This window comes from Flavobacterium sp., assembly GCF_024305175.1.
In the GTDB taxonomy this organism is placed as follows: Bacteria; Bacteroidota; Bacteroidia; order Flavobacteriales; family Flavobacteriaceae; genus Flavobacterium.
On sequence record NZ_JAMWYY010000007.1, the window covers coordinates 32,556 to 49,999 of the forward strand.

General features: G+C 39.9%; 19 protein-coding genes and 1 pseudogene. 7 read left to right on the top strand and 13 right to left on the bottom strand.

The genetic code is table 11. The features are described from left to right. Positions 1-146: 146 nt before the first annotated feature. Positions 147-1,853, top strand: coding sequence for a sodium:solute symporter (locus Q0K96_RS03010; RefSeq protein WP_297332529.1), 1,707 nt, complete (start codon positions 147-149; stop codon positions 1,851-1,853). Between the two features lie 48 nt (positions 1,854-1,901). On the opposite strand, the gene Q0K96_RS03015 is transcribed toward Q0K96_RS03010, so the two are convergent. After that, entirely contained in the window at positions 1,902-2,756 is an 855-nt protein-coding gene (locus Q0K96_RS03015) for a DUF2911 domain-containing protein (protein WP_297332530.1), read from the bottom strand. 148 nt (positions 2,757-2,904) lie between these two features. Between Q0K96_RS03015 and Q0K96_RS03020 the strand changes: the two genes are divergently transcribed. Continuing rightward, positions 2,905-3,369 carry an SRPBCC family protein gene (locus Q0K96_RS03020; protein WP_297332531.1) on the top strand — a complete coding sequence of 155 codons (465 nt, stop codon included), beginning with the start codon at positions 2,905-2,907 and terminating at the stop codon, positions 3,367-3,369. A gap of 5 nt (positions 3,370-3,374) precedes the next feature. Then, positions 3,375-4,658, top strand: coding sequence for a deoxyribodipyrimidine photo-lyase (locus Q0K96_RS03025; RefSeq protein WP_297332532.1), 1,284 nt, complete (start codon positions 3,375-3,377; stop codon positions 4,656-4,658). Here Q0K96_RS03025 and Q0K96_RS03030 read toward each other — a convergent pair. From Q0K96_RS03030 to Q0K96_RS03040, 3 genes are all read right to left on the bottom strand, one after another. After that, positions 4,655-5,308, bottom strand: a complete 654-nt coding sequence (locus Q0K96_RS03030; RefSeq protein ID WP_297332533.1) for an HAD family phosphatase — start codon at positions 5,306-5,308, stop codon at positions 4,655-4,657. The two genes, Q0K96_RS03025 and Q0K96_RS03030, sit on opposite strands and share 4 nt — an antisense overlap. Next, a complete protein-coding gene (locus tag Q0K96_RS03035) occupies positions 5,305-5,964 on the bottom strand; it encodes an HAD family hydrolase (RefSeq protein WP_297332534.1) in 660 nt (219 codons plus the stop codon). The genes Q0K96_RS03030 and Q0K96_RS03035 overlap by 4 nt, the downstream gene beginning before the upstream one ends. Positions 5,965-6,033: 69 nt before the next feature. Next, positions 6,034-6,351: a four-helix bundle copper-binding protein gene (locus Q0K96_RS03040; RefSeq protein WP_297332535.1), complete on the bottom strand. Its 318-nt coding sequence runs from the start codon at positions 6,349-6,351 to the stop codon at positions 6,034-6,036. A 158-nt stretch (positions 6,352-6,509) separates the two neighbouring features. Here Q0K96_RS03040 and Q0K96_RS03045 point away from each other — a divergent pair, with 158 nt between their 5' ends. From Q0K96_RS03045 to Q0K96_RS03055, 3 genes are read left to right on the top strand one after another with little or no spacing between them, the layout of a single operon-like run. After that, positions 6,510-7,052 (top strand): RNA polymerase sigma factor, encoded by a 543-nt coding sequence (locus tag Q0K96_RS03045; RefSeq protein WP_297332536.1) that lies wholly within the window; start codon positions 6,510-6,512, stop codon positions 7,050-7,052. A 30-nt stretch (positions 7,053-7,082) separates the two neighbouring features. Beyond that, on the top strand, positions 7,083-7,496 hold the full coding sequence (locus Q0K96_RS03050; RefSeq protein WP_297332537.1) for a hypothetical protein: 414 nt from the start codon (positions 7,083-7,085) through the stop codon (positions 7,494-7,496). A 4-nt stretch (positions 7,497-7,500) separates the two neighbouring features. Next, on the top strand, positions 7,501-7,944 hold the full coding sequence (locus Q0K96_RS03055) for a sensor of ECF-type sigma factor (RefSeq protein ID WP_297332538.1): 444 nt from the start codon (positions 7,501-7,503) through the stop codon (positions 7,942-7,944). Positions 7,945-7,984: 40 nt separating this feature from the next. On the opposite strand, the gene Q0K96_RS03060 is transcribed toward Q0K96_RS03055, so the two are convergent. The 8 genes from Q0K96_RS03060 to pyrR all read right to left on the bottom strand — a co-directional run bounded on the left by Q0K96_RS03060 (position 7,985) and on the right by pyrR (position 15,109). Continuing rightward, complete coding sequence (locus Q0K96_RS03060) at positions 7,985-8,875, bottom strand: rod shape-determining protein (RefSeq protein ID WP_297332539.1); 891 nt, start codon at positions 8,873-8,875, stop codon at positions 7,985-7,987. Between the two features lie 39 nt (positions 8,876-8,914). Then, positions 8,915-11,020: a polyphosphate kinase 1 gene (ppk1, locus tag Q0K96_RS03065; RefSeq protein ID WP_297332540.1), complete on the bottom strand. Its 2,106-nt coding sequence runs from the start codon at positions 11,018-11,020 to the stop codon at positions 8,915-8,917. Further along, complete coding sequence (locus Q0K96_RS03070) at positions 10,986-11,507, bottom strand: histidine phosphatase family protein (protein ID WP_297332541.1); 522 nt, start codon at positions 11,505-11,507, stop codon at positions 10,986-10,988. The genes ppk1 and Q0K96_RS03070 overlap by 35 nt, the downstream gene beginning before the upstream one ends. 94 nt (positions 11,508-11,601) lie before the next feature. Next, positions 11,602-12,246 (bottom strand): pyridoxamine 5'-phosphate oxidase, encoded by a 645-nt coding sequence (gene pdxH, locus Q0K96_RS03075; protein ID WP_297332542.1) that lies wholly within the window; start codon positions 12,244-12,246, stop codon positions 11,602-11,604. Positions 12,247-12,270: 24 nt separating this feature from the next. Next, on the bottom strand, positions 12,271-13,176 hold the full coding sequence (locus Q0K96_RS03080; RefSeq protein WP_297332543.1) for a ribonuclease Z: 906 nt from the start codon (positions 13,174-13,176) through the stop codon (positions 12,271-12,273). A gap of 37 nt (positions 13,177-13,213) precedes the next feature. Further along, positions 13,214-13,546 (bottom strand): ribonuclease Z, encoded by a 333-nt coding sequence (locus tag Q0K96_RS03085; RefSeq protein ID WP_297332544.1) that lies wholly within the window; start codon positions 13,544-13,546, stop codon positions 13,214-13,216. Positions 13,547-13,623: 77 nt separating this feature from the next. After that, positions 13,624-14,550: an aspartate carbamoyltransferase catalytic subunit gene (locus Q0K96_RS03090; protein ID WP_297332545.1), complete on the bottom strand. Its 927-nt coding sequence runs from the start codon at positions 14,548-14,550 to the stop codon at positions 13,624-13,626. Positions 14,551-14,575: 25 nt separating this feature from the next. Beyond that, on the bottom strand, positions 14,576-15,109 hold the full coding sequence (pyrR, locus tag Q0K96_RS03095; RefSeq protein ID WP_297332546.1) for a bifunctional pyr operon transcriptional regulator/uracil phosphoribosyltransferase PyrR: 534 nt from the start codon (positions 15,107-15,109) through the stop codon (positions 14,576-14,578). 181 nt (positions 15,110-15,290) lie between these two features. Between pyrR and Q0K96_RS03100 the strand changes: the two genes are divergently transcribed. After that, on the top strand, positions 15,291-15,458 hold the full coding sequence (locus tag Q0K96_RS03100) for a hypothetical protein (RefSeq protein ID WP_297332547.1): 168 nt from the start codon (positions 15,291-15,293) through the stop codon (positions 15,456-15,458). 72 nt (positions 15,459-15,530) lie between these two features. Here Q0K96_RS03100 and dnaK read toward each other — a convergent pair. Continuing rightward, a pseudogene (gene dnaK, locus Q0K96_RS03105) lies at positions 15,531-17,437 on the bottom strand (molecular chaperone DnaK). Positions 17,438-17,444 lie beyond the last annotated feature (7 nt).

A 17,444-nucleotide genomic window follows, 5' to 3' on the forward strand; every position in this document is an offset into this window, starting at 1 on the left:
GCTGTAACAGTCCTATAGCAATAAAACAAACACAGTAGTTATGAAAGAAAATCCTGCTTCATGGAAAAAAGGCTATACGCTTGTACTGCTGCTTAATTTAGTATATATAATAGTTTTTTACTTTTTAATGCAAATTTATTCCTGATATGCAGTTAATCGACTGGGTTATCCTTTGTGTTACGCTGCTTTTTATAGTAGCCTATGGCGCTATTAAAACACGTGGCAGCAAAAACGTAGAGGAATATATCCTTGGCGGCAATAACACCCCGTGGTGGACTGTAGGGCTTTCGGTAATGGCTACTCAGGCCAGTGCCATAACCTTTTTATCTACACCCGGGCAGGCCTATCATGACGGTATGGGGTTTGTGCAGTTTTACTTCGGGCTGCCCATAGCAATGGTAGTTATCTGTATCACCTTTATACCCATATACCACCGGTTAAAGGTTTTTACAGCTTATGAATACCTTGAGCAGCGCTTTGACGTAAAAACACGCACACTGGCTTCACTCCTATTTCTTATACAAAGAGGTCTCGGAACAGGGCTTACCATATATGCACCGGCCATTATCATGTCGTCTTTACTGGGCTGGAACCTGAACCTGATGAACCTGATAATAGGATTACTGGTAATTATATATACCGTTTCGGGCGGTACAAGGGCAGTAAATGTTACGCACAAGCAGCAAATGTTTGTAATTATGTCGGGTATGTTTATTACTTTTTTTATTATCCTGAGCTATTTGCCCGAAGAACTGAGTTTTAATAACGTACTGCATATTGCAGGTGCAAATGAAAAGATGAATATTGTCGATTTTTCTTTTGACCCTGAAAAGCGTTATACAATATGGAGTGGTATTGCGGGAGGGTTCTTCCTCGCGTTATCCTATTTTGGTACCGACCAGTCTCAGGTGCAACGCTACCTTTCAGGAAAATCTATCCGGGAGAGCCAGATGGGCCTTATCATGAATGGCCTGCTAAAAGTGCCCATGCAGTTTTTTATCCTGCTTATTGGTGTAATGGTATTTATATTTTTTCAGTTTCATGACGCCCCACTGCATTTTAACCCTAATAATGTAGAGTTGGTAGAAAATTCTGCCTATAAAGATGACTACCAAAAACTTGAAGGCGAATTAAAGAATGTAGCGGAAGAAAAGAAAGAAATAAGCATGCTCTATGCCGGGCAACTGCACCAGGATTACGATAATAAAGAACTGCACAACCGCATGATTGCGCTTAATAGCCGCGAAAAAGACCTTCGGGATGATGCCAAGCAACTGATAAGCAAAATAAACAGTAACGCAGAAACAAATGATAAAGACTATGTTTTTTTATACTTTATCCTGAACTTTTTGCCGAAAGGACTGGTGGGCTTACTACTTGCAGTAATATTTTCAGCGGCGATGTCATCTTCGGCATCAGGGCTTAATGCCCTTGCTTCTACCACTGCAATTGACCTTTATAAAAGAAATGTTACCAAAGAAAAGTCAGAAAAGCATTTTGTTGATGCAACTAAATTGTTTACGCTGCTGTGGGGTGCTGTTGCCATACTTTTTGCCTGCCTCGGTACACTTTTCGAAAATCTTATACAGCTTGTTAATATTATCGGTTCTATTTTTTACGGAACAGTACTGGGCATATTCCTCGTGGCCTTCTATATAAAATACGTAAAAGCGCAGGCCATATTCTGGGGGGCGGTAATAAGCCAGTCTGCCATATTCTATATTTATTATATAGATGTAGTTAGTTTCCTTTGGCTTAATATTATAGGAGCAGTACTTACTATTGTGCTTTCTTCTCTCATACAAATGTTTATGAACAACAACACACCGCCGCTTGCCGAAAGTGAAATATAAAAAAGGCTGCCGGATCCGGCAGCCTTTTTTATATTAGCCTGTACAGGATTATTTCCTGCTCCACTCCTGTATAGAATCTTTGTTCATTTTAACATAGTCCTGGTTATTGGCTTTTTCTGCAGCAGCTAAAGATTGTTTTGCAGTTTCTATAGCACCTTTCTTATCGCCCATTTTAGCCTGTATAAGGGCTTTTTGCCTTAGGTAGTAAAATGGTACATCCTGCCCTTTAGGAGTCTTTTCAATTGCCTGGTTCATCCATGCCAAAGCCTGATCCAGTTGCGAATTGCTCTGGTAGTAGTACTGCGCAGCGGCAAAATAATCGCTGGCCGAAGGCCCTGCCATAGCTATTTGTATGCTCTTCATAGCTGTTTCCTGTGTAGGTACTTCTACTTTAACGGCAACCATTGTTTTTTCCCATGCAATTTCAAGAAAACCAAAGTTATTGTCAAGATTATTCATCCCGATGGTCAGGGTCTCAACATTACGGTTTAAGAATTCCGGCTTTACGCTTACACGCAATGCTTCTTTACTATCATCCCACTTTTCAGGAAGGCCCCAGTTGTTGGTATCAGTATAAAAAATAACGTCCCAGCTATCTGCTTTCGGCTGTGTAAACAATGCATATTTACCAGCGGCAAGTGGCTTACCACCAATAACTACGTCATCAGAAAAAGTTATAATTGTGTTAGCGTTTGCACCTGTCCTCCATAAACGGCCAAACGGAACCAACTCACCATATACAGCCCTTCCGCGTGCACTTGGGCGTGAATATTCAATTTTAACATTTGTAAGGCCTACCACCTGCTCTATTTTTGCCATCGGGCTGGCCTGTGGTGTGCGAACTTGTGCTGTTCCTACTGTTAAAGCCAGTAAAAGAGCACCTGTAATCAGTATTTTTTTCATAATCTTAAATTTATATTTTTTGTATTGCAAAGGTACTGCGCGAAATTAAGAATTTACCGCTATACGTTTGTTAAATGTATTAAAAAAACTTACAATTTAATTTTAAGATAATCATGTGTTTTCTAACTTCACACATTATTAGAAAAACATGAAGCTGTACACACTGCACCGCAAACAAAACCTTCCTATATCATTACAGGAAGCGTGGGAGTTTATTTCTGATCCAAAAAACCTTTCTGTCATAACGCCCGACTCTATGGGTTTTAATACGCTCTCAGGCGACGAACGAAAAATGTTTCCCGGACAAATAATTCACTATACCGTAACGCCGCTTATGGGTATTAAATTACAATGGGTAACAGAAATTACGCATGTTAAAGAGCTGGAGTTTTTTGTTGATGAGCAACGTTACGGCCCTTACAGGTTTTGGCACCATAAGCATTTTGTTAAGGAGATACCCGGTGGTGTAGAAATGGAAGATATAGTACACTACAAACTGCCAATGGGCTTTTTGGGGGACGTAATGCACCCCATAATGGTAAAGCCAAAACTTGAAGCAATTTTTAAATACCGCCATGCCAAGCTTATAGAGCTTTTTGGCGAAATGAAATAAATGTTATGAATATATTTTGGTTTAGGCGCGATTTAAGGATTAAAGACAATACAGGGCTTTTTGAAGCGCTAAACTCAGGTGAGCCGGTACTTCCGGTTTTCATTTTTGATAAGAACATACTTGGCGAACTTCCTGAAGATGACCACAGGGTTACATTTATACATACTCTATTACAGGATATTAATACCGAATTGCATAAACACAAACGTTCTTTAGCCGTTTTTTATGACACCCCTGAAAATGTTTTTAAAGAACTCAGTAAAGCGCATGGTATAAAAGCTGTTTACACCAATCATGATTATGAGCCGTATGCACGCCAAAGGGATGAAAATATAAAAGAGTTACTCGAAAAAGAAAATATTGCCTTTTATACATTTAAATACCAGGTAATTTTCGAAAAAGATGAAGTTGTAAAAGACGATGGCAGCCCCTATGTAGTATATACACCCTATATGAAAAAGTGGAAACAGGAATTTAAAAAAATAAACATTCGCCTGCACCACCCTGAAAACAAACTGGCAGAAATTACCACTCACTCCTACCCTTTCCTTAGCCTTAAGGATATTGGTTTTAAAGAATCCGGGCTTAAGCCTGCTCCATTTGATGTAGGTGAAGATATTATTGATAACTATGAAGACACCCGCAATTTTCCTGCGATAAAAGGTACATCAAAACTTAGCCCTTATCTCAGGTTTGGTGCTGTAAGTATTAGGGAAATCGTAAAAAAAGCCACCGACAGTAAAAATGAAACTTTCCTGAATGAACTTATCTGGCGGGAGTTTTTCATGCAGATTTTATGGCATTATCCTGAGACCGTTACAAAGAGCTTCAGAGCAAAGTATGATGATATTAAATGGCGTAATAATGATGTCGAGTTTAAAGCCTGGTGCGAGGGTAAAACAGGTTACCCTATGGTTGATGCCGGTATGCGCGAACTTAACGAAACCGGCTACATGCACAACCGGGTAAGGCTGGTGGTATCAAGCTTTTTATGCAAGCACCTTTTAATAGACTGGCGGCGCGGCGAAGCCTACTTTGCTAAAAAACTATTTGATTATGAGCAAAGCAGTAATGTGGGCAACTGGCAATGGGCTGCAGGAAGCGGTGTAGATGCTGCGCCTTATTTCAGGATATTTAACCCTGCTGAGCAAATTAAAAAGTTTGACAAAGACCTGAAATATGTAAAGAAATGGGTACCGGAATTTCAGGAAATTGACTACAAGCCCATTGTAGAGCACAAAGAAGCACGCGAACGTGCCCTTAAGGTATATAAAGAAGCTGTAGCTTAAAGATTTTTTATATAGCTGCTGTTAATCTCCGAAAAATCGGTAATAACCATATCGGCTTCGCTTGTGTCCTGCATAATTGTGTGCCCGCTATTGTAGGCAATGCAGTATAGGCCTGCCGCTTTGGCTGCTTTTATGCCATTGGTACTGTCTTCTATAACGAGACACTCGTTTAAGGAGTAACCTGATTTTTCGGCAGCTTCAATAAAAATGGCAGGGTGCGGTTTAGAGAATTCAAAATCTTCTCCGCTAATTTTAGCATCAAAATAAGGGTGCAACCCAAACCTGCTGAATACTTTTTCTATTTTTCGCTTAGATGCTGATGAAGCCAGTATAAGCCTGAAGCCGTTATTATGTAAATCTGCTATCAGGTTACGCACACCCGGCATCAGGTCAAGATCGGGAGCGTTATCAAAAGCATCAAAATAGTATTTATATTTTTCCTCCAGCAATTCTTCGTGGGTATGATCCAGCTTATATAATTCTTTAAGCTTTTGGATGATATTCTTATCAGAATTGCCCATAAAAGTTGCATATACCTCATCAGGAACGGTAATGCCCAATGCTTTATACATTTGCTGATTGGCCCTGTAACCAATTGGCTCGGTATTTACTACAACGCCATCCATGTCAAAAATTACACACTTTTTCATGCCTTCAGGTTTTTAATTTTATCAGCGTTAAGCTCATTAAAGTGTGAAATAACCATATCGGCCTTGGCAAGGTCCTGCATTTTAGAGTTTTCGCTTGCATAGCCTATACAATACAACCCGGCAGCTTTTGCTGCCATTATTCCGTTGGTGCTGTCTTCTATTACTATGCATTCTTCTTTTTGCATACCCGAAAGTTCGGCTGCCTTTTCAAAAATAGCAGGATGCGGTTTCGATTTCGGGAAGTCTTCGCCACTGACAATGTGGCTGAAATATTTATGAAGCCCGAATCGCCTGAAAACCCTCTCGATAGTAACTTTTGAAGCCGAAGAGGCTAATATCAGTAAAATACCGCTGTTGTATAAATCCTGTATAAGGTCGTGAACGCCCATTAAAAGCTCAAGGTCTTCTTTTTCATCAAAAGCATCGTTAAAAAGACTCCGCTTTACCTGCACAAGTGCTTCTACCTCGTCAGTAAGTAAAAAGGTATCTTTTAATTTCTGGTAAACATTTTTGGTAGAATTACCTGTAAATGTGGCATACATTTGGGGTGTTACTTCAATTTTTAGCTGCTCAAAATGCTTGTGGTAAGCAAAATGGTGCACGGGTTCTGTATCAACAATAACCCCGTCCATATCAAATATTACAGTTTTTATCATAGTTGTGCTTAAGCGGCAAAAATACAACTTACAGCCCTATACAAAAAGCATCCGCTTATTAAGTTGCTGTTAATATGTCATACATTCTTCTGCACACTTTCTGCAGGCTTCTGCACATTCGCGGCAGTGGTCGTGCTCGTCTGCAAATTTTTCGCATTCATCGGCACAGGCATTGCATATATCCGCACACAATTGCATTACCTGCTTTGCGAAGTCAGAATCCCTCTTTTCGAAAGTAACACACTGCAGGCATATATCACCACAATCCCTGCAAAGCGCTATACATTTCAGGTGCCCTTCATTAACCATGTTGATACACTCGGTTGCACATTCTTCACAGGCTGCAAAACAATTTAGGCATGCATCTATCATTGACTGATTTTTCATAACATATTGATTTTAAGGTTTAACGTATTACGAAGTTACCCTTTACACAACTGAATGACTGGTAAAACCCTGTTAAACGTTTTTAAATAAATACTAAATGTGCAGCTATTAAACCTTTTGCCGTAACTTTAGTCTTATTAGCTGAATACCTGATAATTTTGGAAGACGAAAAAGTTTTTATTGCAGAACTGCTAAACCCAAAAACCAGGGAAACAGCTTTTAAGCAGCTTGTAGCGCAATACGGCAGGCCGTTGTATAACCATGTCCGGAGTATAGTTCTAAACCATGATGACACTGATGATGTATTGCAGAATACCTTTATAAAGATTTTCAGGAACCTGGAAAATTTTAAGGGCGAAAGCAAGCTTTTTTCTTGGATGTACAGGATTGCGACAAACGAGGCAATTACTTTTATAAGCCAGCGTGCTAAAAAACAGGGGTTAAGTACCGAAGCAGCACAGCAAAAAGTAATTTTAAACCTGAAAGCAGATGATTATTTTGAAGGTGATGCTTTGCAGTTAAAGCTGCAACAGGCAATTGCCATACTGCCGGAAAAACAGCAGCTTGTTTTTAAGATGAAATATTTTGAAGACCTTAAATATGAAGAAATTTCGGAGATACTGGGCACATCAGTTGGTGCTTTAAAAGCATCTTATCATCATGCCGTAAAAAAAATTGAAGAATATATAGTTAATAATTAAACTTTTGAACAATAAGTAAGTCTTACTGACATGAATGATTTTAAACTTGATAATGAACCCAAAATCCGCACAGGCTTTAAAGTACCCGATGGCTACTTTGAATTGCTAACGGACAAGGTAATGCAGCAGATACCGGAACCTGAAGTTAAAACCATACCGCTATACCGAAGGCTTACCACATGGTATGCATCAGCAGCGGCCGTTTTATTACTTGCTTTTGGTACAGGTTTATATTTTAAATTGGGAGTACGGGAAGCCCAGCCTGATAACCTGGCTATAGAAAATTATCTGGTATATCAGGCTAACATCAGTAATTATGACCTGTACCAAAACCTTGATGAAGATGATATACACGACCTTGAACAATCTGTTGTAATCAGCGATGATGCAATAGAAGAATATATTTCCGGACAGGGTAATTATGAATATTATTTAAATGAATAACATTATGAAAACTAAATATTTACTACCACTATTATTACTTTTTTCTTTAAGTATTTTTGCACAGGGCGGCAAGGAAAAAAGAGAACGTATTAAAGCGCTAAAGGTTTCTTTTTTAACCACAGAATTAAACCTTACCAGCGAAGAGGCCGCTAAATTCTGGCCTGTATATAACGCGTTTGAAGAAAAAGAGTTTGATTTACGCCACAGGAAAATGAGGGGGCTGGTTCGCAAACTTGATGAAGGAGGGCTTGACTCCATGACCGACAAAGAAGCGCTTTCTTATTTAAATCAGCTGGAGGCAGCAGACGAAGAATTATTTAAGTTAAGGCAAAAGCTTATAGCTGACCTTAAAACCATTATAGGCCCTGTTAAAATACTCAGGCTTAAAAAAGCGGAAGATGAGTTTAACAAACGACTACTCGCTAAGTATAAAGAACGTAAAGGATAAATAATAAATTTTAAGAGCGGCAATGCCGCTCTTGTTGTTCTTATAGCTTGCCGTAATACATAGCTTTAACTATACCGTCTGAAAGGCCGATTTTAGGCACGTAAATGTTGCGTGCACCGCTCCACTTCATGGCATTGAGATATATGCGTGTTGCATATATTATAACATCCGCACGGTCAGGATTTAGCCCAAGTTCTGATATGCGCTGCTCATAAGTTAGGCTGTTCAGGAACTGGTACTGCGAATTAATATAAAAGTAAGAAAGCGGTAATTCCTGCTTTTTACCTGATAGCTTGAAGAGTTTATTTATATTTCCACCCGAACCTATAAGGGTTACATTATCAAAAGGCTCTGTAACCGTTTTAATCCATTTTTCTATTTCATGCCATACAATATCATTAACCATATTGTTAAGCAGCCTTACAGTGCCGTTTTTAAACGATTTAGATGCTACAATCTTGCCGTTGGCAAATAACGAAAACTCTGTACTGCCACCGCCAACATCTACAAACAAGTAAGTATGCTCTGGTTTTATAAAGCTATGCAAATCGGTAGAGGCTATAATAGCAGCCTCTTTTTTACCATCTATAATTTCAATTTTCAAGTCAGCTTCCCGCTCAATTAAATCTGTTATTTCTTTACCGTTAAAAGCCTCACGCATAGCAGAAGTAGCACAAGCCATATAACGCTCTACTTTATGAACTTTCATTAACAGCTTGTAGGCTTTCATGGCATCAACCATGCGCTCTATGTTTTCGTCAGATATTTCTCCAACGGTAAAAGCATCCTGGCCAAGGCGTATTGGTACACGTACTAAAGAGCTTTTTGAAAACTGTGTTTCTTTTCCCTCCTGCTCTACAATATTCGCGACTAAAAGCCTCATGGCATTAGAGCCAATATCTATGGCAGCATATTTTTTTATGTTAATCATTCCTGCACTGTAAGGCACAAAAGTATAGTTATGCCTTTCTTATAATTGTTCGTAAATAACCTCAAGCTTGTTCCTGTAATAGATATAGGTTTCCAGCTGTGCCCTGAATATTTTATTATTATGCCTTTTGCGGTATTTATTGTCAAGTTCCTCGCTATGCAGCCTTGCCTTTACATTACCTTTCCAGCCAATCTCAAAAGTATCTATAAGCTCCTGCTTTATCTCATCATCATATACCGGGCAGGTAACCTCTACCCGTGCATCCAGGTTTCGTGTCATAAAATCAGCTGAAGAAATAAATACATCAGGATTACCGCCATTGGCAAAGATATATATCCTTGAATGTTCCAGGTAATTATCTACTATACTGATAGCCTCTATATTCTCGCTCATGCCTTCAATATCCGGAATGAGGCAGCATATTCCTCTTATTATAAGCTGGATACGCACTCCCTCACGGCTTGCTTCATACAGCTTATCTATCATCCTGAAGTCGGTAAGGCTGTTCATTTTCAGCTTAATATAAGCTTCTTTACCGGCTATTGCATTAAGTATTTCCCTGTCAATCAGCTTATTGAATTTACTACGCGTATATTGTGGCGATACCAGCAGGTGCTTGTAACGGTGCACACGGTAGTTTACCTCGAAAAAGTCAAATACTTTATTTACTTCTTTCATTATCGGCTGATGGCTGGTAAACATGGTAACATCAGTATAAATGCGCGCGGTAGATTCATTAAAGTTTCCGGTAGAGATAAAACCGTAACGTTTTACTTTTTTATCTTCTACCCTTTCTATAACACATATCTTGCTGTGTACTTTTAAGCCCTTTACACCAAATATCAGGTTGATGCCTTCACTCTGCATCATTTCTGCATAAGAAATGTTGCTGGCCTCATCAAAACGTGCCTGAAGCTCTATCTGCACCGTAACCTTTTTACCGTTTCTTGCAGCATTAATCAGCGAGCTGATAATCTGGGAGTTTTTGGCAAGCCTGTATAATGTTATTTTTATGGATATAACCTTCGGGTCCAGAGCTGCCTCCCTTAAAAATTTAATTACATAAGCAAATGACTGATAAGGTGCATACAGCAGGTAGTCTTTCTTTTTTATTTTTTGCAGTATGCTACCCTCAAGGCTCAGTCCGTTAACCGGTAAGGGTACGTTTTGCTTATATAACAAATCTTCACGGCCCATAGTGGGAAAATCCATATAATCCCTGCGGTTGTGGTACCTGCCGCCGGGAATAATACTGTCGGTTGAATCAATTCCCATACGCTTCAGGAAAAAAGCAAGTGTATCTTCTTCAATAGACTGGTCGTAAACAAAACGTACAACCTCTCCCACTTTTCTCTCAAGAACCCCTTTGGATATTTTTTCCATAAGGCTCTTGCTCTGGTCGCTATCTATTTCAAGTTCGGCATCACGGGTAATTTTTACCATGTGTGCCGAAATAGTTTCATATTTAAATATATTAAATATGTGATGCAGGTTGTAACGTATTACATCATCCAGCAATATTACATATTTATTATTGTTAACATCAGGCAAAACCACAAAACGGTTGATGTTTTTGGGCATTTCTATAATGGCATAACGCACCTGCTCTTCTACCTTGCCATTATCCTGCCACCCCGGTTTCATAACCAGCTTTACAGCAAGATAGCCCGATGAGTCCCTTAATAACGGAAATTCGTCAAGGTCATTAAGTATAATAGTAACAAGCTCCGGGCTTACTTTTTGTATAAAAAAGTCTTTTATAAAAATACCCTGCTCTTTGGTTACTTCTTTTTCATTAACGATATGTATATTTTCTTTTTCAAGCTCTTTTTCTATAACGCTAAGTATGCGCAGGCTTTCAGACTGCTGTTCTATAACAACCTCTGTAATTTCCTTAAGAAGCTTTTGGGCTGTAACGCCCCCGAGTATTTTTTCGCCGGTTTCACCTTCCAGGCTCAGGCGGCGTATGGCGGCATAGCGCACCCTGAAAAACTCATCTAAATTGTTTGAAAAAATCCCTAAAAAACGAAGCCTGTCTAAAAGTGGAACATTTTCGTCGGCAGCTTCCTGTAGTACCCTGGCGTTAAAAGCAAGCCAGCTTTTTTCTCTGTCAATATATCGGTTTACCGGTGAGTGGTGGATCATATTTCTTTAAGTCTCTTGGAAACAATAGCTTTTCTGTTTTCCCTTTGCCTATTTCCTTCCAGTTGTCTTCTTCAAATGAAAGGGATACAAAACCTGCTGTAGGAACATTCTCTACAACATGGCTCCCAAAGGTATTAACAAAATTAGTAATAGCATCGTTATGACCAAAAAGAATTAAGTTATCAAATTGGTTGTCGCAGCTTTTAATGGTGCGCTCCAGGCTCTTTTCATCAAAAGTATAAAGGTCGTCTTTAAACACTATGGTTTCTAAGGGTATAGATAAATTAGCGGCAAATATATAAGCCGTATTTTTAGCTCTTTGCGCGGTGCTGCTCCATACTATGTAAGAATCAGGTAAATGCTCATAAATATTTGCAGCCATCAGGTGGGCATCATTAATGCCGCGTTTAGAGAGCGGCCTGTCTTTATCTATAAGGGGGGCATCCCAACTGGATTTTGCGTGGCGTATCAATATCAGGTTTTTCATTATATTCAGGTTTAAGCATTATAAATCAAAAACTTAAATATCATAAAAAAACCAATTGAAAAAACATTATTTGCTGTTAATTTGATATTAAAGTTTATGGGGCAAGCCTCTCCTTTACCCAGTTCAGGTCTTCGGTAAGTGTAAAGCGGATCCGGTCGTGCATGCGGTTGGGCCTGCCCTGCCAGAATTCTATGCTTACGGGCTTAACAATATAACCACCCCAGTGTAGTGGCCTTTGTACTTCTTTACCCTGATATTCCTTTTCAAGCTGTTGCAGTTTTTCATCAAGATACTCGCGTGACGGTACCACCTCACTTTGCGGTGAAGCTGCGGCACCAAGACGGCTGCCTAACGGGCGGCTTTCAAAATATCCGTCAGAAAGGTTTTCGGCTATTTTCTCTGCTTTCCCTTTTATGATTATCTGCCGCTCCATTTCATGCCAGAAAAAAGACAGGCAGACATTTGGATTGGCAGCTATTGCACGCCCTTTTTCTGAATTGTAGTTCGTAAAGAATATAAACCCTTCATATGTAAACTGCTTTAGCAGCACCACCCTCGATTTTGGAAAACCGTCCAGCCCTATAGTAGATACTGTCATGGCATTAACCTCTGCGGTCCCGCCAAATTCTTCCATCTGTATAAACCAGTCCCTGAACAATACAATAGGGTCATCCGGCACTACATCTTCTGTAAGTGCGCTCTTTTCATACGATTTGCGGTAGTTACTAAGGTCTTTCATAAAAATTACAGATTTAGGCTGAATTTATATTTCAAAAATTTTTCCGTCATCGGCAACCTCAACATTTTCAAAAACTGTGGCAGCCTCCTGCTTAAAATTATCAATATCATCATACCGGGTAGAAAAATGCCCAAGTATGAGCTGCTTTGCATTAGCCGCTTTGGCAATGGCTGCTGCCTGTTTTGCAGTACTGTGCATGGTTGGCTCGCATAAATGCTTTTCTGACTCTAAAAAAGTACTTTCATGGTACAATGCATCTACGCTTTGCATTAAAGGCACTAAATCTTCATTATACATGGTGTCGGAACAAAAAGCATAGCTTTTTGGTGCGGGCGGGTCAAAGCTCAGTTCAGCATTGGGTATAGTCCTCCCGTTTTCAAGCGTAATATCTCCACCGTTTTTTATTTTCTGGTAATAGCAAACATCAATACCATATTTTTCAGCAGCAGCTACATTAAGCTTTCTCTCAAAGGGCTTTTCTTCAAACAAAAAGCCGTTGGTATAAACCCTGTGCTTTAACGGAAGCGTTGTCACTTTTACTTTATCATCTTCAAAAACAAGTTGCGGCTCCGCCGAGTTCAATTCATGAAAGTAAAGGTTATAACCTGTCCACGAATTAGAAAGCCTTAACTGCAACAGTATTATTTCTTTAACCCCTTTTGGGCCATATACATGCAAATCGGTTTTACGGTTAAGCAACGAGAATGTAGAAATTAACCCTATCAGCCCGTAAAAGTGGTCTCCGTGCAGGTGAGATATAAAAATATGGTTGATTTTAGAAAATCGCAGCTTGTTTTTGCGTAGCTGCACCTGCGTGCCTTCACCGCAATCTATAAGGAACATCCGGTTTCTTATTTCCAGCACCTGCGATGTAGGGTTGGTCATAGACCGTGGTGTAGCGGCATAACAGCCTAATATGGTTAACTTCATGTATTCCTTTTACTCCTGCCGTTTGTTGGCAGGCTCATTAAAACCCTAAATCGCGCTCTATCTCCTCCATCTGTATAATATCATGCGCTTCAAGCAGTGTTGGTACAACCACCATTTCTTCGGGGGCATCGTTATAGTTAAAATCGCCGGTAACCAGTACAAACGATTTTTTTGCCTGCCTGTGTTTGTTAGAAAGCTCGAGAAAAGACAATACCTGCTGTAGTGTAAGTTTCCCGTCAGCCGAAAGATCGAGTATAATATTCTTATCCTTAAAGCTCTTATATTCAGAATTTACTTTTCCGTTAAAAGCTATTAAATCAGCTTTAGTGTCTTTTATTACTACGGTATGCCCTTTTTCTTCTACTTTCATTGTTATAGTGTTATCAGTACTAAATTACTAATATAGTATATAAAGATAAAGCCTTTAACCTGTTTTTAATAACTGTGTTATTTTATTTTACTTGCCAGCAGGTAAATTACAGCCATGCGCACGGCAACACCGTTTTCTACCTGGTCTAATATTACCGATTGTTGCGAGTCGGCCACATCGCTGGTTATTTCTACTCCCCTGTTTATAGGCCCGGGGTGCATTATTATAACTTCTTTATTTAATGAATCAAGCAAAGCTTTATCTACTCCGTATTGCTGGCTGTACTCCCTTGTTGAAGGGAAATAATTTACATCGAGCCTTTCGTTCTGCACCCTCAGCATATTGGCAACATCGCACCATTCTAACGCTTTGCGCAGGTTTGGCTCAACGGTAACCCCTAATGATTCTATATATTTCGGGATAAGTGTTTTAGGTCCGCATACTTTTACTTCGGCACCCTGCATCTGCAATGCAAAAATATTAGAGAGCGCAACGCGGGAATGTAATATATCGCCCACAATAACCACTTTTTTACCACCTACCCCACCTAAACGCTCGCGGATGGTATAAGAGTCGAGTAATGCCTGCGTAGGATGCTCGTGTGCTCCATCGCCTGCATTTACTATGCTTGCTTTTACATTTTGCGATAAAAAGTAAGCCGCACCGGGACGCTCATGGCGCATAACAACCATATCTACCTTCATAGACAGGATGTTGTTTACCGTATCTATAAGCGTTTCTCCTTTTTTTACGGATGATTGTGCCGCCGAAAAGCTGATAACATCGGCTGATAGCCTTTTTTGCGCCAGCTCAAAAGAAAGTTTGGTACGTGTGCTGTTTTCAAAAAATATATTGGCTATGGTAATATCCCTTAGCGATGGTACCTTTTTAATAGGGCGGTTAATTACTTCTTTAAACTGGTCGGCAGTTTCAAATATAAGATCAATATCCTGCGGGGTTATATATTTTATGCCTAACAGGTGATTAACGCTTAATTCTTTCATTGTAGTTGTTGTGTTGCGGTAAGCATTAAATTAAATAAACACTGTCTTCGCCATCATTTTCCTTCCACGAAACCTTTACTTTTTCATCATTTATGGCATCTACCTGCCTGCCCCTGTAATCGGGCTGAATGGGCAGGTGGCGGCTAAAGCGGCGGTCTATAAGCACAAGCAGTTCTATCTGGGATGGCCTCCCGAACGACTGTATTGCGGTAAGGGCTGCCCTTATGCTGCGCCCTGTGTATAATACATCATCAATAAAGACTACTTTTTTGCCTTCTACCAAAAAATCGATTTGCGTTTTATTGGCTTCCAGCGGCTTTTCTGAACGGCGAAAATCGTCCCTGAAGAAGGTTATATCCAAAAAGCCAAGCTTTATGTCCTGCACGCTGTAATGCTGTTCCAGTATCTCTTTTATCCTTTCGGCAAGAAATCGCCCACGCGGCTGAAGCCCAATAAGGATTGTATCTTTAAAGTCAAGGTGATTTTCTAGTAACTGGCAGGCCAAACGGTGTAGGATGATATTGACTTCGCGTGAAGTAAGCAATATTTTCTGGCTCATAATACTAAATTGTGTTTGGTTTGTAAAAGTAAAGAAAAATACATTCTCTTAAAAATTACCACACGCCAATTACTTTACACATTGCCAACATTACTTCTTAAAGAAGATATAATTAATTTATTTTTAACTAAATAAGGTTTTACAACCGCTACCTTTATTGTATAACCTAAAACAAAAGTTTATGCAAAACAGGATAATAAAACTCGGTATGTTCGCTATACTGCTATCATTACTAACAGGCTGCGAACTGGCAGGTGATATTTTTGAAGCGGGTATGACTGTTGGTATAATTATAGTTATAGCCGTTATAGTACTTATAATATGGCTTATAAGCAAATTCAGGAGATAAAGCTTACTGAACCTTATAAAAAAACAAATGCCCGCTGTTCTCACAACGGGCATTTTATTTACCTTATAATAATTATTTTACTTCTTCAAAGTCAACGTCCTGAACTTCATCATCGCCGCCGCCTTCTTGCTGTCCGCCTTGTGGCTCTCCCTGCTGGGCACCACCCTGGGCTCCTTCTGCCTGAGCTTTATAAATTTCTTCAGAAGCATTTTTCCACGCTTCGTTTATTTTATCAAGCGCCGGTTGTACAGTATCAATATCTTTTGTTTCATAAGCTTTTTAAGCTCTTCTAATGCCGATTCTAAAGATTGCTTGTTACCTGCCGAAAGTTTATCGCCATAGTCTTTAAGCTGCTTCTCGGTCTGGAAAATCATACCGTCAGCTTCGTTTAGCTTATCCACTTTTTCTTTTGCTTTTTTATCAGCTTCGGCATTTGCCTCGGCTTCACGGCGCATCCTGTCTATTTCTTCCTGGGTTAACCCTGAAGAAGCCTCTATACGGATATCGTGTGATTTACCTGTACCTTTATCTGTAGCAGATACCTTAATGATACCGTTGGCATCTATATCAAAAGTTACTTCGATTTGAGGTACTCCTCTTTGTGCAGGCGGAATACCGTCAAGGTGAAAACGCCCGATAGTCTTGTTATCGGTTGCCATTGGCCTTTCACCCTGTAACACATGTATTTCTACACTTGGCTGGTTATCTGCCGCTGTAGAGAACACCTGAGATTTTTTTGTTGGTATTGTAGTATTGGCTTCTATAAGCTTTGTCATTACACCGCCCATAGTTTCTATACCTAATGATAGTGGAGTAACATCCAGCAAAAGTACATCTTTAACATCTCCTGTAAGTACACCACCCTGTATAGCTGCGCCAATAGCAACAACCTCGTCAGGGTTTACGCCTTTAGACGGTTTTTTACCAAAGAACTTTTCAACTTCTTCCTGTATTTTAGGGATACGTGTAGAACCACCCACAAGTATTACCTCATCAATATCTGATGTTTTTAAACCTGCATCTTTAAGCGCTTTTTCGCATGGCAGCATAGAACGCCTTACAAGGTCATCTGACAGTTGCTCGAACTTAGCCCTTGAAAGCGACTTAACAAGGTGCTTAGGCCCCGAAGCGGTAGCTGTAATATATGGCAGGTTAATTTCTGTTTGTGTAGAAGATGAAAGCTCTATCTTAGCTTTTTCGGCAGCTTCTTTTAAACGTTGCAATGCCATGGCATCTTTACGAAGGTCTACACCCTCTTCAGAGTTGAACTCGTTTGCAAGCCAGTCTATAATTACCTGGTCAAAGTCATCGCCCCCAAGGTGGGTATCACCGTTTGTAGATAATACTTCAAAAACGCCGTCGCCAAGTTCCAGTATAGAGATATCAAAAGTACCACCACCAAGGTCATACACGGCTATCTTCTGGTCTTTACCTGCTTTGTCAAGGCCATAAGCCAGTGCCGCAGCAGTAGGCTCGTTTATAATCCTCCTTACTTTAAGCCCTGCAATTTCTCCTGCCTCTTTGGTAGCCTGGCGCTGTGCATCGTTAAAGTAAGCCGGTACAGTAATAACAGCCTCTGTAACGGTTTGCCCAAGGTAATCTTCAGCGGTTTTCTTCATTTTCTGAAGTGTCATTGCTGAAAGTTCCTGTGGCGTATATAAACGCCCGTCTATATCTACACGTGGCGTGTCATTATCTCCTTTTACTACCTTATAAGGTACATTTTGTGCTTCTTTTGTGCTCTCTGAGTATTTGTTACCCATAAAGCGTTTTACAGAAGATATGGTTTTAGTTGGGTTGGTTACCGCCTGTCGCTTTGCAGGGTCACCTACTTTAATTTCGCCGCCTTCTACAAAAGCAATTACCGATGGTGTCGTTCTTTTCCCTTCAGCATTAGCAATAACCACCGGCTCACCACCTTCCATTACGGCTACGCACGAATTGGTTGTTCCTAAGTCAATTCCGATTATTTTACTCATTTCGCTT

What these genes read in the sequence shown, in the direction of transcription:
- Q0K96_RS03030 (WP_297332533.1), bottom strand. Translation starts at nt 5,308, where the DNA reads ATGAAAAAGTGTGTAATTTTTGACATGGATGGCGTTGTAGTAAATACC.
- Q0K96_RS03035 (WP_297332534.1), bottom strand. Translation starts at nt 5,964, where the DNA reads ATGATAAAAACTGTAATATTTGATATGGACGGGGTTATTGTTGATACA.
- ppk1 (WP_297332540.1), bottom strand. Translation starts at nt 11,020, where the DNA reads ATGATCCACCACTCACCGGTAAACCGATATATTGACAGAGAAAAAAGC.
- Q0K96_RS03080 (WP_297332543.1), bottom strand. Translation starts at nt 13,176, where the DNA reads ATGAAGTTAACCATATTAGGCTGTTATGCCGCTACACCACGGTCTATG.
- Q0K96_RS03090 (WP_297332545.1), bottom strand. Translation starts at nt 14,550, where the DNA reads ATGAAAGAATTAAGCGTTAATCACCTGTTAGGCATAAAATATATAACC.
- Q0K96_RS03100 (WP_297332547.1), top strand. Translation starts at nt 15,291, where the DNA reads ATGCAAAACAGGATAATAAAACTCGGTATGTTCGCTATACTGCTATCA.
- pyrR (WP_297332546.1), bottom strand. Translation starts at nt 15,109, where the DNA reads ATGAGCCAGAAAATATTGCTTACTTCACGCGAAGTCAATATCATCCTA.
- pdxH (WP_297332542.1), bottom strand. Translation starts at nt 12,246, where the DNA reads ATGAAAGACCTTAGTAACTACCGCAAATCGTATGAAAAGAGCGCACTT.
- Q0K96_RS03010 (WP_297332529.1), top strand. Translation starts at nt 147, where the DNA reads ATGCAGTTAATCGACTGGGTTATCCTTTGTGTTACGCTGCTTTTTATA.
- Q0K96_RS03040 (WP_297332535.1), bottom strand. Translation starts at nt 6,351, where the DNA reads ATGAAAAATCAGTCAATGATAGATGCATGCCTAAATTGTTTTGCAGCC.
- Q0K96_RS03055 (WP_297332538.1), top strand. Translation starts at nt 7,501, where the DNA reads ATGAAAACTAAATATTTACTACCACTATTATTACTTTTTTCTTTAAGT.
- Q0K96_RS03070 (WP_297332541.1), bottom strand. Translation starts at nt 11,507, where the DNA reads ATGAAAAACCTGATATTGATACGCCACGCAAAATCCAGTTGGGATGCC.
- Q0K96_RS03025 (WP_297332532.1), top strand. Translation starts at nt 3,375, where the DNA reads ATGAATATATTTTGGTTTAGGCGCGATTTAAGGATTAAAGACAATACA.
- Q0K96_RS03085 (WP_297332544.1), bottom strand. Translation starts at nt 13,546, where the DNA reads ATGAAAGTAGAAGAAAAAGGGCATACCGTAGTAATAAAAGACACTAAA.
- Q0K96_RS03050 (WP_297332537.1), top strand. Translation starts at nt 7,083, where the DNA reads ATGAATGATTTTAAACTTGATAATGAACCCAAAATCCGCACAGGCTTT.
- Q0K96_RS03060 (WP_297332539.1), bottom strand. Translation starts at nt 8,875, where the DNA reads ATGATTAACATAAAAAAATATGCTGCCATAGATATTGGCTCTAATGCC.
- Q0K96_RS03015 (WP_297332530.1), bottom strand. Translation starts at nt 2,756, where the DNA reads ATGAAAAAAATACTGATTACAGGTGCTCTTTTACTGGCTTTAACAGTA.
- Q0K96_RS03020 (WP_297332531.1), top strand. Translation starts at nt 2,905, where the DNA reads ATGAAGCTGTACACACTGCACCGCAAACAAAACCTTCCTATATCATTA.